Source organism: Pseudoalteromonas rubra (assembly GCF_005886805.2).
Classification (GTDB): Bacteria; Pseudomonadota; Gammaproteobacteria; order Enterobacterales; family Alteromonadaceae; genus Pseudoalteromonas; species Pseudoalteromonas rubra_D.
Genome location: NZ_CP045430.1, coordinates 803,918 through 819,685 on the forward strand (window position 1 = coordinate 803,918; position 15,768 = coordinate 819,685).

Genomic DNA, 15,768 nt, shown 5'->3' on the forward strand with positions numbered 1-15,768 from the left:
GCCTGACATTCATTGACACTGATCAGGCGAGTACTCCTGCAACATTCAAAAATCCTTTATTGCCAAAGGCAGGCCAACACGCTCGTGTCAGAGCCATTTATCAGCCCCGCACTAAGCCTAATCCGCTTGAGAAAACGATGGCTTCATAAGCCATGAACTAAATAATCCACCTCCTCACAAACCGTACCCCAAAGCGCAACAAACGAATTATGTCTCCTGCCATTATTTACAAAGGGCAACAAAAACAAAACCATACAAAAGTTCGTACCCAATACATAAAACCCATCCTTACCAACTAAAAAACCCGCAAAAATAAACAATAAATAAACATTTGCAACAATTAATTTAATTTGTATACTTGGTGAGCAATTGAGAGTTTTAACTCTATTAAACACCAATAATGCAACAAAAAAGGATTATTTATGACACGCCTCAGCGCAGTGCTTGGCGCCGGAGCTGTTACCTTGTTTAGTACACAAGCCGCAGCTTCTATCGAATCTCAAGCGCTATTAAATCAGCAGCACCTGTGGTCACAGTTACCGACAGCGGCTCAATCAGAACACACCTCTCTGAACACTAAGGCTCAGTTTGTAGGTACTGCGCTGACCTATCGGCTAGAAAAAGCCGTAGGTGACCAGCCAAAGTACGAACACTATCAGGCCTACTATCAGGGCAAACCTATTCTTGATAGTCAGCTGATCATTGCACGAGATATGAATGGCAATGTTATCCAGAGCATGGGCAAGTTGCTCAGTGGTCAGGTTGAACTCACGAAGCAGGCCACTGTTCTCAAGCCAGACCTCAAAGCAAGCGTTGCACGCCATTATCAGGACAATCACACGATAATCCGTGGATCAACCGCGGCTTATTTAGTTGTAAATGGTAAGTTACTTGATGTGACAGTGGTCGAGGTCAATCGCCAGGGTATTGCGGAGCAGTTGGTTGTCGACAGCGCTCAGGGCACCGTGATCCGCCATCACTCCAGAGCCTCTTTCTTTTCAAAAGAAACCGTTTCAGCAAACACAGTACTGGATAGTAGCTTTGTCCCCGGAGGCGGAATAGGTGGCAACGATAAACTGGGCGCAATCTGTTATTCACCACAGCCAGACAGCATGCAAGCCTGTACAACATATAAATACGATGAATTTACGCCAACTGGGCAACGCCTGTTGTTTACTGACACCAATCCCAATGCGATTTTCGCCCAATTTGGCGGATACCCCCTGATTGTCAAAAAAGAACTGGATTCATGCACACTTGAGAACCCCTACCTGAGCACCTTTGATGCCAGAAACTCAGATACAAGTCCCGTGTCATACTCCTGTGGCGAAAAAAATGAAAATTTCGATGCGACCAAAGTAACCGGTAACTTCGATACTTGGTTTACCTATAGCCATGCCAGCGAAGCGCACTTTAATGCAGGTGTGGTCATGCAGTATTTTCATAATCAATTTGCACACTTATATCCGAATCAGTCCTCAGATTGTTCAACCAGTGGGTATTGCCTTAAGCCGCTTAAACAAAAAGTACATAGCAATACCATATTTGGTACTAACAAAGCCTTCTGGGACGGCGAATTTGTCAACTATGGTTCAGGTGATGGTTACTATTTCTATTCTCAAGCCACACTAAGTATTGCTGCACATGAGATCGGCCACGCCATCACCAACTGGAATTCAGGCATTGGTGCTGAAGGTGTAGATGGTGCCATTAACGAGGGCTTCTCAGACTTGGTGACCATTGCGGTTATGGACTACTTCCAAAATCAGGCCAGCGGCGCGTACAGTCAGTCGGAATACTTTACTAAACAATTTACTGAGCAGGCGGGTCAGTATGGCCAGAATCGCAAATGGTGGTTCGGCTGGGATGCAATCTATGCCGATCAGGGCGTGCGTTTTTATGAATTGCCATCCTGGGACGGCACCAGTATCGATCATGTGGCTGACTTTTCGACCGGGAAAACAGAACATGCCAATGGTGGCGTGCTACGCAAAGCCTTTTATGAACTGGTCAAAACCAAGCAATGGTCAATTCAGGATGCCTTTAAAGTATTCTTACGTGCTCAAACAGCCGGATGTATGTTTCCTAACATGAGCATGGATGAGTACGGCTACTGTCTGGCTGAACAAACCGCTTTCATTGAAATCGCCGGTAAGAATGCTGATCAGCGTAAAGCTGATGTGAGTGACGTATTGCTGGGCGTCGGCATTGTTGCAGACAGCAATTTGTCTACGCTAGACGCCAATACGCGATTCAGCTACAACGAAGTAAGCTACGACATCAGCCACCTGGCTACCGACACCATAGCGCAAATCCATGCAGACTGGGGCGATGGCACCAGCAGCACCTGGCGCAAGAGTGATAATCAGCCAATTTACCCTTTTTTACAGCAATCACACGCGTTACCACTCAATGTTTTGGCACGCGCAGCCGTAGAAGTTCAGTTCAGTGACAACAATACCAAAACAGCTTATCGACACTTTTTTAGCCGTCTGGCTGATGTCAACTGTCCGCCGTATCAAAACTCTCCTCAGGTACATACCGGCAGTCTAAGCATTGCTACCCATGAAATCAGTAATATCATTGGAGAATATACGTCAGAGGTCGGCGCTCGAATTCCTTTGGCTCGCAAACGTAACTACACGCTGGGTTTTGATAAAGATCTCAGCGGCAAAAAGCTCACAGTCCTGTTTGATTCAGACAAAGATGGTGAATTCGCCTATACCGAAAAGCTCATCGGCAACGAAACTATTTCAGGTAATAGCGCCACTTTTTCACTTAACAGCAGTATACCAGCAGGGATCGGTCTGATGCGAATCGCCATCTCAGATGACAAATACTCCTACATTCATAGCTGTGGTGTGGTGGATGCGGGCCAGGTCATTGATGTGATGATCGATGCTGATTCTCCTAACCTGCCTATCATTGCCGACTTCAGCTATCAAATTTTAGAAGGGAATAAGGTTCAATTCATTAACAACAGTGCCGCCAATCAGGCCAAACAGCCTGGTTATAGCTGGCAGTTTGGATTTGATAATCAAACCAGCAGCGACGAAAACCCGGTTATCCAGTTTCCCGAAAATGGTGGGACATTCAACATATCCCTGACCACCCGATATCAGGATGGCAGTGACAGTGATAGCAATAGTCAGGTTTTAACTTTGCAACCGGTTTCAAGTTGCAGCGCCAGTATTACCGACCCGAGCAATGCAGGAGTCTTGTACATCGACAAACTGACTTTCAATTACTACTCCACGGTATTGCATGAGGTGACTGGCGTAGCCGGATATAACGCGTCAGGATATAACTTTACAGCTCTGAGCGACTTCTCTCGCAGCGATAATTCATACCTAACGGTTGTTGGCTCGACCAATTTCCTGCCTCGCGCCACCATAGACAATCTATATGGTAACAATCAGATTGGTGCACGCTTTACTGTCTGGCTGGATAAGAATCACGACGACACATTCAGTAAAGACGAAGGTCACAATGGCAGTAATGATTACAACTATGACTACTACACCACTGATTGTCATTCCCGGGCAGATGGGATTGAGTATTGCCGTGTCACCTCAAGCAAAATCATCCGCCTGCCCTGGGTGAGCAGAGATAAACTGTTTACCTTGAGAGCCAAATTTGAGGAAAACCCTCAACACCCACTAAAGCAGGATGCTTGTAAATCCTTCACTTATGGAGAAGTTGAAGACATTCAATTCAAAATTACTAGATGGTAATTAACACCTTGTGCTCGCAGTTATGTAGGTAGGGTTCGCCCTATCTACGAGCCTTTTTAAAATAAACTAAAAGGAAAATTGTATGAAACTGGTTAGCCTAGCAGTTGCCGCTGCATTGGGAGGAGCTTCTTTTGCTTCTATTTCAGCGCCCATCACACCAGAAACCGAGCGTTTCCCTGAGCGAATCGTCAAATTTCAGCAACTCGGTGAATTGGAGCAAGCCAAGCAACGCCTTGCGAGACACGGCATAACAGAAAAAAATCGCCCGTTTTTATTTCGATCTTTGGAAGAAACACTAAATCGTAAAGCCAACCAACCAGCAATGGCCGGTATCATGTCAACGTCGCAGTCCACCGACTGTCAGACAGGCAAGCTGTGCTCATTCTTCAAGCATATGGGCCTTCGCTCAATGACCCGCAAAGATGGTCAGGAATACCTGGTGTTAACCGCGGTCAACAGTGAATTCAGCACTACTTACTACACCTATATCGACCTGACCCTGATGAATGAAAAAGGTGAAGAGCTGGTCATGCCAAGCTTCAACGAGTTTTTTGGCCAGGGCACACCCGACGAACCACAAAAACGCGTAAGTGTTGCTTCCGTTGGTCGTATGGAAGATGTACTGCCCAAGTTGATTAACTCAGAGCGTATTTTCGCTGATGCCTATGTAACCGTGTCATACGAAGGAGCAGATGGCCAGACCGTTACTGAAATTCGGACTTCCGTCATTGAATATTCACCGGAAACTTTGCTGGCTGACCTGGGTGTATACAAAACCAATGGCGCCATGGCGCAAATGTCCACTTTGAACAACGCAGAAGCTGGCTTAGCAGCCACTCTGCCTGACGGCTATGCCCGCACCACCACCAGCATTCTGGAAAATGAAATCACACACCCGGTTGACGTCAAAGAGCGTAACGAGGCTGATCCAAGCCTGAACCGCATCAAAGTGTGCCTGAATCGTAAATACGACGACTGCGACTACGAGGCAATGTACGCCCATGGCACACCGAATGACCAGTTAAAGCTCCTTATCCCATTCAGTGGTTTCCGTGAAGTGATGGGTGAAGTCACAAAAATCTACACCCCTGAGTGGAATCAGGTGGCTGTCACCTATGATCCAAATACAGGTGCCGGTACCAAGTCATTAATCAAAGATGCACAGGGCCAGCCCATCACCGACAAGCCGGATGGACTGCATTATGGTTCTGAGATTTATATTCAAACACGTGAAGGTGGCGGTGCGTCACGCATCGGAGATGACTACAAAGCGTCTGACGCAATCAATCTGTTCTCTGACTACATCACGCTGCAAAAAGGCGTCAAGAATGTAGGTGGTATTGACTATCCTTATACACGCATGTCCTGGAATATTCCAAGAAATATGGGCGTATTCGGTGATGCTATGTTGTACGGCCGCTACAAAGACGCGCACTGGATCATGAACCTGGCTGTTGAAGTAGAGCAACAGCGTGGTCCGCGCGTTATGACACGTCACTTCACCTATGTGATCGGCAGCTCAGATATGCCAGAAAGTAACTGGAAAGACATCAAACATCCACCAATGCAAGTAGTCTATAGCTGTCTGGCCAAAGGTTCATTGATCACGCTGGCCAATGGTAAGCATTTACCCATTGAGCAACTCAGTGTGGGTGATACCGTGCTGGGTGCCAGCCAGTTTGCACCAGATCAGCACATTCCACTTGAGATCGAAGACATTTCAGTTGGGGTTGAGCTGATACCAATGGTTAAGCTGACCACCGCGTCTGGTAAAACACTGCTACTGACCGAATCACATCCCGTTGTCACCGTATCAGGTTTGTCAGCCTGGGCTAACAAAGTAAAAGCGGGTGACCAAATCCGCACCCAAAGTGGTATTGAGATGATCACCGCCATTGAGGAAGTGAAATACAACGACAATGTCTACAACCTCAAGCTAAAACGCACCGATTCAGATGGCACACACGTCACTGGCGAAACCTTTACCATGTTTGCAAACGGCCTACAGGTCGGTGACCTGGCAATGCAAGGAGATAATGAGTTCTCTGACAGTGAGATTACCACTCAGGATGTACTTAACAACCTTCCTGAAGCCTGGCACCAGGATTACTTAAATAGCCTTAAAGACTAAGGTTCAAGCGAATAGAGGCCCTGTGGGCCTCTCATGGAGAGATCAAACATGAACTATGCAAAATTCATTCAAGTCACACTGGCCTGTGCGACTTTGCCTGCGTTTGCCACGTCACTCCCTCTGCCGACCAAGCTGAGTGAAATACATGGACAGTCAGCCACATCGAATGTCGTTGACCTGGCACCACTAGGTACAGCCTATCAAAGTAAAGGCGACATCTTGCTGGGGTTAAAGTCAGTGGATGGCCAAACCGTTGAGCACCTTGGTAATACCAACATTGATTTTCGTGTGGGTGTGGACCTGGGCTACGAGCAGGCATTAAAACTGATCGATGGAAAAGTTGACGCGGGCTTCAAATTCCCAGCAGTACGTGTTGATGCTGGTGCCAACTATGCTAAAGACATTAGCGCCGACAGATACACTGGTACCTACACCGTATATTCATCAGTGAAACCAAAATCCCGGATCCTTATGCCGGTAACCGATGCAGGCTACCAGCCTACACAAGCCGCTTTAGACCTGGCCCAAGCCTATCCGGGTAATAAAGCAGCAAACCTCGGTGATGGGTTTATTCAGGGCTTTGCCTATGGCTCTAATGTGGTGATCAATATGAAAATTGATTATCGCAACGAGAGCGATAAGCGCACCATTGGCGGTTATCTGAGCGTAGACTGGATAGGTAAGGTCAAAGTCGACGGTCAACTTCAGAAACTGGACGATGAGAAGCGTCAGTCAGTCAAAATTACCATCAGTGGCTATCAAAGTGGCGGCGATCCAAACCGTCTGCTGCAAATCATCCCAAATGGGATTATGAGCTGTACTTTGCTTAACCCTGAACCTTGCTTCAACCTGTTTGAATCCGCAGTCAATTATCTAAAGACCGATTATATCAATCAGTTCCAGTCACTTGATGACTACAATGTGACAGACACTTATGTTGCAAGATACCTGGATTCAGGTTCCAACCTACAACAATTGATCCCGACGCAGGGATACGAAGCCATAAACTATCTCACTAAATTAGTGGTTAAAGAGCTGACATCACGCTGGATTGAGGAACGTCTCACCTATCGTCGAGCTAAAAACCTGCAACGCTATTATGCATCTCAGTTTAATGCTGAGCAATTGAATCAACTGTCGGAAATAGAAACAGCGAGTCGGGCTAACGCAAACCTGTTTGCTGACCTGGTCGACTATTGTGAGCGCAACCCAGAGGGCAATTATTGCATCGATTACGAAGCCGCCAACCTGGCTTACTATCGCGATTACAGTGCCTACAGTGATGTTTTGAAGTAAGGATACGCAATGATGAATACGTTATTTAGATTATCTCAGGCTGCTGTGCTTTGTGGCCTCACACTCGCCGCGAGCACTGTATCAGCCAATACGATTGAAGAAGCCAATTTTAACGAACTGGGCGATATGCTAACTGTGGCAGAAGCTAAGGGTCGTTATGACTGGCTGAAAAAATGTTACGACGGGCTACTCGTCGAAATGTGGGAGCAAATGTATGACTCCCGCGAAATCATCAGTAAAGAAGAAAAGCTCAATCAGCTCAAACAACTCTGGCTGTCGGATGCTGCGCTAGCAGCTGGTAATGCGCAATACCCAACTTTCGCCAACGAAGACTTTACGAACCCTTACGGCTGGTATGCCGGCACAAGCCAGGAGCAGGCTTGCACCACTATGCCTCCGGAATACAAAGCGGTTGCACTTAAAACGACCGTGTTAGCAAATAAATATTGCGCCAACCATAGTTACGACAACGAATGGGAATGGATAGAGCAGATTAAAATAGATGACTTTGTTCATGCCTCAGGAAGTACTGCGCATACTCTGGTCTCTGGCAAGGTCTTTAATTTGCGAGCAAATCGCGATGCCAGTGTCGAGATCAAACCGGGTCTTTTGGACCCCAACTACCCAACGCTACTGGCAGCTCGCGTTTGGATTGACTGGAACCACAACGGTCAGTTTGATAGCAATGAACTGGTACACAGCAGCACTACTGGCAATACCGTGAAATTCACCCTATCAGTCCCTGATAACACGCCCGATGGTGTCACTCTGATGCGCGTTGCGCTGGATGCGGGAGGCGGCTCAGACAATGCCTGCACCAACATTCAGTATGGTGAAGTTGAAGACTATATGCTCACAGTTCGTTAAGGAAAGATGATATGAAATCACTCTATTTACCTGTACTTGCAATAGCATTTGCAGGACACAGCATGGCTGATGAGCAAGCTCGTGCTGAAATCTCTAGCTCATCAGTGTCAGGCTCTGTGATCTCAGGCCTGATCAATGATCACGTGGCAATAGGCACCGCCTATGATAGCCAGAAAAAACGCTTTTTAAATGTCCAACCCGTTGCAGGCGTTATTGACGAAAGCTATGGCAATACCGAGCTTAAATTTAAAACCGGCATTGATATGAGCTATGACGATGTGCTCAATACACTCAATGGTAGTGTCGATGTGGATGTGAACTTCCCGGTAGTAAGGGTCTCGGCAGGTGCTTCTTTGGCAAAAGAAATGGCTTCCAGCTCTTACTCAAGCTCGTATACTTTTAGTGCCTCCAGCACGCCGAAAAAGCGCTTGTTTCTGCCTAAAGATCAAAACACGGGTTACGCGTTAAGTGCAGCCGGTCAGGATATCGCGAACAATCATCAAACCAAGCTGCAAACACTGATCGGAGATGAATTTGTCACAGGTATTGAATACGGTGCCAACGTGCTCGTTAACCTGAAAATAGATTACGGTAGTAACCAGGATAAGTCGGACATTGGCGGTTATCTGGATGTTGACTTGTATGGCGGGGTGTTCAACGTCGGTGGTCAGCTCAGGTACCTTAAGGATGAAGTCAAATCATCGGTTAAGATCACTGTACGTGCTATCCAGCATGGCGGAGACCCTAAACAGCTCTTGACGATTATCCCCAACAACATTATTACCTGTTCACTTGATAATCCAACACCTTGTTTTGACATGTTCTATGAGGCTGTGAAGTACGCTAAAAGTGGATTTAATCAGCAGCTTAATTCATTGAGTGATTACAATGTGGTGCGCTACTACACTACTCGTTATGAAAACTCATCGTTGCCTTTACGCGCACTGGTACCTGAGTATCAGATTGTACGCAATGCCACGAAATGGCTGATCAGTGAGCTGGAAGATGACTTCAAACAGGCCATTCTGGATGAGCAACGCGCCCAGAACCTGCTTAACAGCTACTACGCGTATTTACCTGAAGCACAGCGCACAGCCGTCGAGCGGATCAAAGATCTGGCCTACAACAATGCCTGGTTCTTCTTTAACGCCGCTCAATTCTGCCGTGATAACCCTTTTGGTTATGCCTGTGAGAACAAGGTACAGGAAATGAAAACTGCGTGCGAACAACGCGGTAATGCCTGCCCTGCGGCTTACGATGTCACTCAGCTTCAACTACCCAGTAGTGATGAGTTCGACTGGAAGCAATGTGAGCTTGCACGCCAGGAAGCGGTTAGGGCCGGAATGGTCAGTGAAGAAGACAGTGCACGCTTCAGAAACTTACGTTGGGCACCCACTTTCATCGACGTCACAGCGCCCGCCCGTGGGATCCTGAACTGGCGTTTATGTGAGGGCGCATTGACCACTTACGGTACGGCATTTGCGCAATAACCTGCCATACTTAATCGCAATGTGCTTATGCACATTGCGATTTCTATTCAGGGAGCGGATATGAAGAGCTTTTTTACCATACTGGCGCTGAGCTGTACTTTCGCAGCGCATAGCCAGATTTATTACAGTGAGCAAGTCGGGGCAAATGATCTTGGCAGAGCATTTGATCCCGTCATGCACAAAGTTAGCGATGCCTGTCTACAAGGCACACAAGTACAACACTCAGAGCAAAGTGGCAGCCTCGATTACTTTCAACACGTCGATGAAACCTTTATCAAACGTCGTACGTTTGGGGAGGTACATGGTGGTGTCAATTTATTTATTATCGCGGGCAGTGTATCTACCTCAATGACACACCGAAACGCGACGGATCAACGCACATTGACGTCGCAATTACATCTCAAATTTGAAGAGGGCTACAGTACGTTAGAAAACCGCCAAGTAAGGCCGGGCGTAAACCTTAAAAACTGTGGCAGCCACTTTGTTTATCAGGTTAACTATGGGCGCGATCTGTTCGTCAACACCCGATTACACTTCAGAACAGAGGAAGACTACAAGCGATTTGTCATCAAAATAAAGATCCGTTTGTTGTTCTTTAAAAAAACCATTACCAAGGTCAAAGAAATCGAAAAATATGCCGAAAATGCGGTATTCAGTGTCGATGTCAATTCCAACGGCCCGCTACCCGCCAAACTGCAGCAGCAACTTAATGAGCAACCTACCTACTGCCGGGGCGGCAACATCACTCCTTGTCTGCAAACCCTGGAGAGTCTGGTGGCCTATAGTTTCGACCCGAATGGCCTGATGGTTGATTTAGCTGATTTGGATAAAGTTCCGCGTAGTTTCGTGGTAAAGAGCTATCAGGATTCCGGCCATTACGGCGCAGCTGACTGGCAATCAGTGATGAGCAATACCCTATATGAAGCGAACTGGCGATGGGCTGAACATCAGTATGGTGAAGCAGTCAGGCATCTAGAGCGTACCAAGGCCTTTTTAAGCGTCGCGACTGATGCCGAAAAGCCGGAACTGGAAGCGCAATTTGAGGCCGCTCAATTAGCCCTCAACGATGCCGAAATACTTCGTCAAACCTGTCTGACTTCACCCTGGTTAAGCCAGTGTGGTCAGTAAATCAGACTCCTTTCACTCTGCTTAAGTGGCTAACTCGTTTGGCCACTTTGTCAAAAGTTCCCCTCATACTGAAAAAATCCTATTCGACTTTAGTCCAATCCGATTGCACTCAAAATTGATTTATGTCAACGTCGTGCTCAATAAACAAAAAATAAATAAACAACATCAACAGAGTAGTAAGTGATGACAACAACCATAAAACTTTCGCCAGTTGCACTGGCACTTTTTGCGTGCTCCGCCGCAATGGCAGAACAATCAAACGAACAAAACATCGAGACCATTTCTGTACTGGGCTCTAAAGTTTCAAACCGGACAGCAACCGAGTCCACTTCACCCATTGATATTCTGGATACCGACCAACTCAATAAAGGGGGCTTTACTGAGCTCGGGCAAAGCCTGCAAGCCATCGCACCGTCGTTTAATTTCAGCAGAACTCAGGTTTCTGATGGCTCAGACCTGTTCCGTCCAGCAACATTGAGAGGACTGCAGCCAGACCAAACCCTGGTACTGATCAATGGTAAACGTCGTCATACCCAGGCGATATTTGGCCTATCGGGCACAGTCGGTGCTGGCGCTGCGGGTACAGATATGAACTCTATCCCGATGATGGCATTAAAAAATGTCGAGATCCTAAGAGACGGTGCCGCGGCACGTTATGGTTCTGATGCCATTGCCGGCGTGATCAACTTGTCGCTCAACGACAGTACCGGCGTGACCACGGGATTTGTTCAGGCAGGCTCTACTGGCGAAGGCGATGGTGATACCTATTCACTGGGTCTGAACCGAGGCTTTGAGCTGGGCAGCCAGGGAGGTTTTATCAATGTATCGCTGGAATATCGTGATGCGGATGGAACCAACCGGGCCGAACGCGATACCGGGGGATCCTCCACCATTGCACCGGGCACTTTATCCGATGATGTGCGCTGGAAGCAGGGTAATTCTGATAGTGAGTTTATCTCTGTGTTCTATAACGCTGCGTTGCCTGTGGGCGATAAAGAACTGTATTCATTTGCTGGCTTCTCAAATCGGACCGCTTTAGGAAACGGCTTTTATCGGGATTTTAACCGTGCAGAGCGCAACGTACCGCAAGTGTATCCGGACGGTTTCCTGCCGAGGATCGACAATGAAGCGCAAGACCTGTCGTTTGCACTTGGCTTAAAAGGCGATATCAATCCAGACTGGGCATTTGATGTATCCAGCGTATACGGCGAAAACCAGTACGACTATTCGTCATCAAACACCATTAATTCATCTTATGCGGCTGAGTACCTGGCGAATAACCCAACAGCTTCAGCGCAAGACATAGCCGACAATGCCGGACCCAGAGGCGGCTACTCTGGTGGCTTCAGATTCGACCAATGGACCACTAACCTGGATATTAGCGGCATTATTGATATCGAAGGCGGTGAGCCGGTTTACCTGTCTGTAGGTGCAGAGTACCGCAAAGAAAATTATGAAATAGTACCTGGTGAGGTGGCGTCTTATGCGTGCGGCTCATCTAACGCTGACCGCTCGTTTCCTTCAGTAATTGATACAGAAGTATTTGCCGATTGTGGCTTTCAGGCCTACCAGGGACTCAGACCGGATGCAGCCAATAAAGCAGAGCGCTCAAGTCATGCCCTGTATATTGAAGCTGAAACACTGCTCAATGAAGACTGGCTGATCAGTGCAGCACTGCGCTATGAAGATGTATCAGATTCCAACGATGATACCATCTGGAAACTGGCAACCCGCTATGAACTCACTGAAGACCTGGCAGTGCGCGCTGCCGCATCGACCGGTTTCAGAGCCCCTTCATTACAACAGTCCGGTTATACAGCGTTTACAACAACCTTAGGTGGAGACGGCACGCTGGCAACCTCTTATACAGCAACCGCAGGCTCACCTTTCCCTGCCGCACTGGGCGTAGATGGCCTGAACCTGGAATCTTCAGACAACTACAACCTGGGCCTGGCCTGGGACGTCAGCAGCGATCTGTCCGTTACTTTAGATTTTTATCAGATCAAGATTTACGATCGGATAAACCTGGGCAGCTTCATTGGCGTCAACAGTGATGAGCTAGACGCCTTCCCTGCTGCCAACACGGCATTGACCGCAACGGGCGCAGTGCAGGGCAACTTTTTCTCTAACTCATTGGATTCAACCACCAGAGGTGTTGACTTCATCGCTTCTTATTCGACGGCAATCGCCAGTGGCGAGCTGGATATCACCTTTGCTGCTAACAAGAATAAAACAGAAATCGATAAAGTGAACGCACCACAGGGGATCCCTGAAGGCATCGTCCTTGATCAACAAAGACGCTCATTCCTGACCCATGGTCAGCCAAGAGAACGCGCAACGCTAACCTTTGATTATCAACAGGACGACTGGAATGCTCTGTTGCGCTTTAACTACTTTGGCAAAACCGAGGTCACTTACTTTGCAGGCGGACACATCGAACTGCCTGATTTTCTGTCTCCAACCAACAGCTGGCAGGAAACCAGCGTGGTTGAATCGGCTGTTCTGGTTGACGTTAACATGGGCTATCAGCTAACCGAGCAGATCAATCTCTCTGCCGGTATTGATAACCTGTTCGATGAAACACCAGATGAGCTGGGCGAAGACGAAGTACTGAACTTCATCACCAATGGTGCGATGCGCTACCCACTGCGTGCCTTGCCCTATGGCTTCGATGGCATGACGTATTACGCCAAAGTGAGCTTTAGCTTTTAAACATGAAAAGGGGTGGTCATCACCACCCCTTAGTCGTTCAGCACTGATATGCAGGGGCGCGCTTTGCAGACATCGCTTATGCAGGCTAAATAATTCTGTATTTACCCATGCTTACCATCACTGAGATGGGCTTATCATCCACCAATATTGGATGAGACCCTCTGGCTCATTTGCATATCTTCCGCAAATTCACTCATACCCGGGCGCTTGTAAAACACTGTGCGGGTGTAATTTGAAATAGCCCAGATCACCCCTTCTCTGTCTACATCAATATTATAAAAGGCACCAAACTTAACTAGTTCACCCTCTTTCAATGTATACACACTCTGCGGGCCGTCATTGCTGCCATACACACTGACAACGAGATAAACCTGACCGCTTCCTACTGCAATGTCTTTAAGTGTACACAGATTTCCGCACGCAACTGACTGCTGCTCCCAACTTATCCCGTTAAACTTATACAGCCTGTCACTTTCAGTAATCGCCCAAATTACCCCACCCAAAGCAACATCAATTTTGGTAATGACTTCGTTATTGATTCGGTAGTGGCCTTCGAAATTTTCCGTTGCATCATTAAATTTCTTTAAAGTACCATCCCCGTTGACACAGTAAACATGATCCACTGTGAATGAGCTCACATCTGTTGCGCCCCAGCACCCCGTCACAGGCTGCCAGTTGTTATCTTGATATCTGAATGCATTACCACTTTCTGAAATACTGAATGTCGCTCCTTCATAGTATGCATAGCCAGGATCTTCTGGCGACGTACCAAAGTGATAATGGAAGTATCCACCAGAAGCCGCCAGCGCTTTTTGTCCATAAGGCAGCGCTTGTCGCTGCCAGGCACCAAATGAGTCGTCTTTTTGCACATAAGGTATGCCCTGATGGTCAATGGCAACACGCACGGGTGAATTGGTATGTCCTTATGCCAACACCCCTGCCGACGACAAAGTAGTGGTCGCAATGATTAAAGCCTGTGCTATGTGTTTTCTTTTCATTTCCTTACTCCTATAGGTTCAAGCAGACTCAGGTACAAATGAAACCAAAAAGTAGCAATATATTTGCACCTACCATCTAGCCAGTATTATTTTAACAACATTTTTAACAAGTTGAGACTTTTACAACCTTGATTTCAATCAAGAGTAAGAAGCAGTTCCCAAAATTAATACTTACATCAAGATAAGAGGCCATACTGAGAATAAAATATCTCGTGCCGCTACTATTTCGGGGGTTATGATCAGTGGTAATCAGTCAGTGATTGAGACAAATTGCATTAATCACAGATATAATAAAAATGAATAACATATTCCACCAAGCTAGTTTTTAAGCCCATTAATATCTCACATGAGAGTAAATTCCTTGACCCGGGTAAATAATGCTTAACTTCCGCTCGTTAAAAACAGCCACAATAATCGGTACAGATAAATAGACCGAGCTCCATGGGCGTCTTTATAAAAAATAAAAAAGCAATAAATACATGCTATTAGTCAATTCAGTTTGACGCAATAAAGTACTTTTACTGCTTGTTTTTTACGCTAATTTTTGACTAATACTTATTCATTATCGACAATTATAATTTGTTATATCATAACAAAAAGATCACAACAAAAGATTTTTGCAACCTAATTGACACATTTGTTAACTTTAATTATATTCATTTTCCTTCCAGCCAACCGAAGAATAAAAAATGAATAAACTGACTTTTTCACTTATTTTAATAGGGATATTTATATCATATTGGCTTTTTTCTGGATCTAACCCGGAAATTGCACAAGCCCCCACTGTGCAAAAAGATGCGTTAATAGTGAATAAAAACGAAGTTAAGGCAGATCCTCTTGTTGTTTCAAGTTCACCCAAACCCCAAATAGAAATTGCTTCAAGCACAACAAAAGAAATCACCCAGGACGTGGAGCGAACACCGCTGGATATTGGAGAAATAGCATCAATCTCTGATGAAGCCAAAGCAGTATTAATAGAAGCAGGCGTGCTGGTAAAAGATATTAGTGAAGAAGCCTATGTCGAATTCAACCTGGCAGCCATGCAGCAATTGGAAGTTGGAGATACCTTTGATTTAACCATTCCACAGACCACCGAAATGCATCGCGCAGAAGTCACTCAGGTAGATGTATTTCCAAACGGTGACAAAAGTGTTTTTGCAAAAGTAACTGGCTCAGGTAATCGCTTCCATAACTCAGTGATGACAGTGGGCAATGATGCCATTTACGGACAATTCACAGTCCCTTCTGGCAATTATGTATTTGAATCACATGGCAAACATGGCTGGATAGCCGCAAAACGCGATCTATATAAGAATCATGTGGAGCACACGCCTCAAGAGCGTGCGCCTGCAGAAGGGGCTAAAGATCTCTTTTCCCCGCCTATCAACACTCAAACAACAAGTAAGAAGTAA

Annotated in this window: 9 protein-coding genes; 8 read left to right on the forward strand and 1 reads right to left on the reverse strand. The window is 46.5% G+C overall.

Going from position 1 to position 15,768, the window contains the following annotated elements; all coding sequences use genetic code 11:
* Positions 1-422: 422 nt before the first annotated feature.
* The 7 genes from CWC22_RS22405 (at position 423) to CWC22_RS22435 (ending at position 13,358) form a co-directional block, all read left to right on the forward strand.
* The gene (locus CWC22_RS22405; RefSeq protein WP_138538420.1) at positions 423-3,734 is read left to right on the forward strand and encodes a M4 family metallopeptidase; all 3,312 of its coding nucleotides are present in this window, start codon (positions 423-425) and stop codon (positions 3,732-3,734) included.
* A gap of 82 nt (positions 3,735-3,816) precedes the next feature.
* Complete coding sequence (locus tag CWC22_RS22410) at positions 3,817-5,865, forward strand: Hint domain-containing protein (protein WP_138538421.1); 2,049 nt, start codon at positions 3,817-3,819, stop codon at positions 5,863-5,865.
* A 48-nt stretch (positions 5,866-5,913) separates the two neighbouring features.
* Positions 5,914-7,161: a hypothetical protein gene (locus CWC22_RS22415; RefSeq protein WP_138538422.1), complete on the forward strand. Its 1,248-nt coding sequence runs from the start codon at positions 5,914-5,916 to the stop codon at positions 7,159-7,161.
* 9 nt (positions 7,162-7,170) lie between these two features.
* The gene (locus tag CWC22_RS22420; protein WP_230090666.1) at positions 7,171-8,028 is read left to right on the forward strand and encodes a GEVED domain-containing protein; all 858 of its coding nucleotides are present in this window, start codon (positions 7,171-7,173) and stop codon (positions 8,026-8,028) included.
* Positions 8,029-8,039: 11 nt separating this feature from the next.
* Positions 8,040-9,518, forward strand: a complete 1,479-nt coding sequence (locus tag CWC22_RS22425; protein WP_138538423.1) for an internalin — start codon at positions 8,040-8,042, stop codon at positions 9,516-9,518.
* Between the two features lie 60 nt (positions 9,519-9,578).
* Positions 9,579-10,646 (forward strand): hypothetical protein, encoded by a 1,068-nt coding sequence (locus CWC22_RS22430; protein WP_138538424.1) that lies wholly within the window; start codon positions 9,579-9,581, stop codon positions 10,644-10,646.
* Positions 10,647-10,829: 183 nt separating this feature from the next.
* Positions 10,830-13,358: a TonB-dependent receptor plug domain-containing protein gene (locus CWC22_RS22435; protein WP_138538425.1), complete on the forward strand. Its 2,529-nt coding sequence runs from the start codon at positions 10,830-10,832 to the stop codon at positions 13,356-13,358.
* Between the two features lie 134 nt (positions 13,359-13,492).
* On the opposite strand, the gene CWC22_RS22440 is transcribed toward CWC22_RS22435, so the two are convergent.
* Positions 13,493-14,263: a hypothetical protein gene (locus CWC22_RS22440; protein WP_138538426.1), complete on the reverse strand. Its 771-nt coding sequence runs from the start codon at positions 14,261-14,263 to the stop codon at positions 13,493-13,495.
* Positions 14,264-15,045: 782 nt separating this feature from the next.
* Here CWC22_RS22440 and CWC22_RS22445 point away from each other — a divergent pair.
* Positions 15,046-15,768, forward strand: coding sequence for a hypothetical protein (locus CWC22_RS22445; protein ID WP_138538427.1), 723 nt, complete (start codon positions 15,046-15,048; stop codon positions 15,766-15,768).

Excerpts from the sequence above, each read along its gene's own strand:
- CWC22_RS22405 (WP_138538420.1), top strand. The coding sequence starts at position 423 with ATGACACGCCTCAGCGCAGTGCTTGGCGCCGGAGCTGTTACCTTGTTT.
- CWC22_RS22410 (WP_138538421.1), top strand. The coding sequence starts at position 3,817 with ATGAAACTGGTTAGCCTAGCAGTTGCCGCTGCATTGGGAGGAGCTTCT.
- CWC22_RS22415 (WP_138538422.1), top strand. The coding sequence starts at position 5,914 with ATGAACTATGCAAAATTCATTCAAGTCACACTGGCCTGTGCGACTTTG.
- CWC22_RS22420 (WP_230090666.1), top strand. The coding sequence starts at position 7,171 with ATGATGAATACGTTATTTAGATTATCTCAGGCTGCTGTGCTTTGTGGC.
- CWC22_RS22425 (WP_138538423.1), top strand. The coding sequence starts at position 8,040 with ATGAAATCACTCTATTTACCTGTACTTGCAATAGCATTTGCAGGACAC.
- CWC22_RS22430 (WP_138538424.1), top strand. The coding sequence starts at position 9,579 with ATGAAGAGCTTTTTTACCATACTGGCGCTGAGCTGTACTTTCGCAGCG.
- CWC22_RS22435 (WP_138538425.1), top strand. The coding sequence starts at position 10,830 with ATGACAACAACCATAAAACTTTCGCCAGTTGCACTGGCACTTTTTGCG.
- CWC22_RS22445 (WP_138538427.1), top strand. The coding sequence starts at position 15,046 with ATGAATAAACTGACTTTTTCACTTATTTTAATAGGGATATTTATATCA.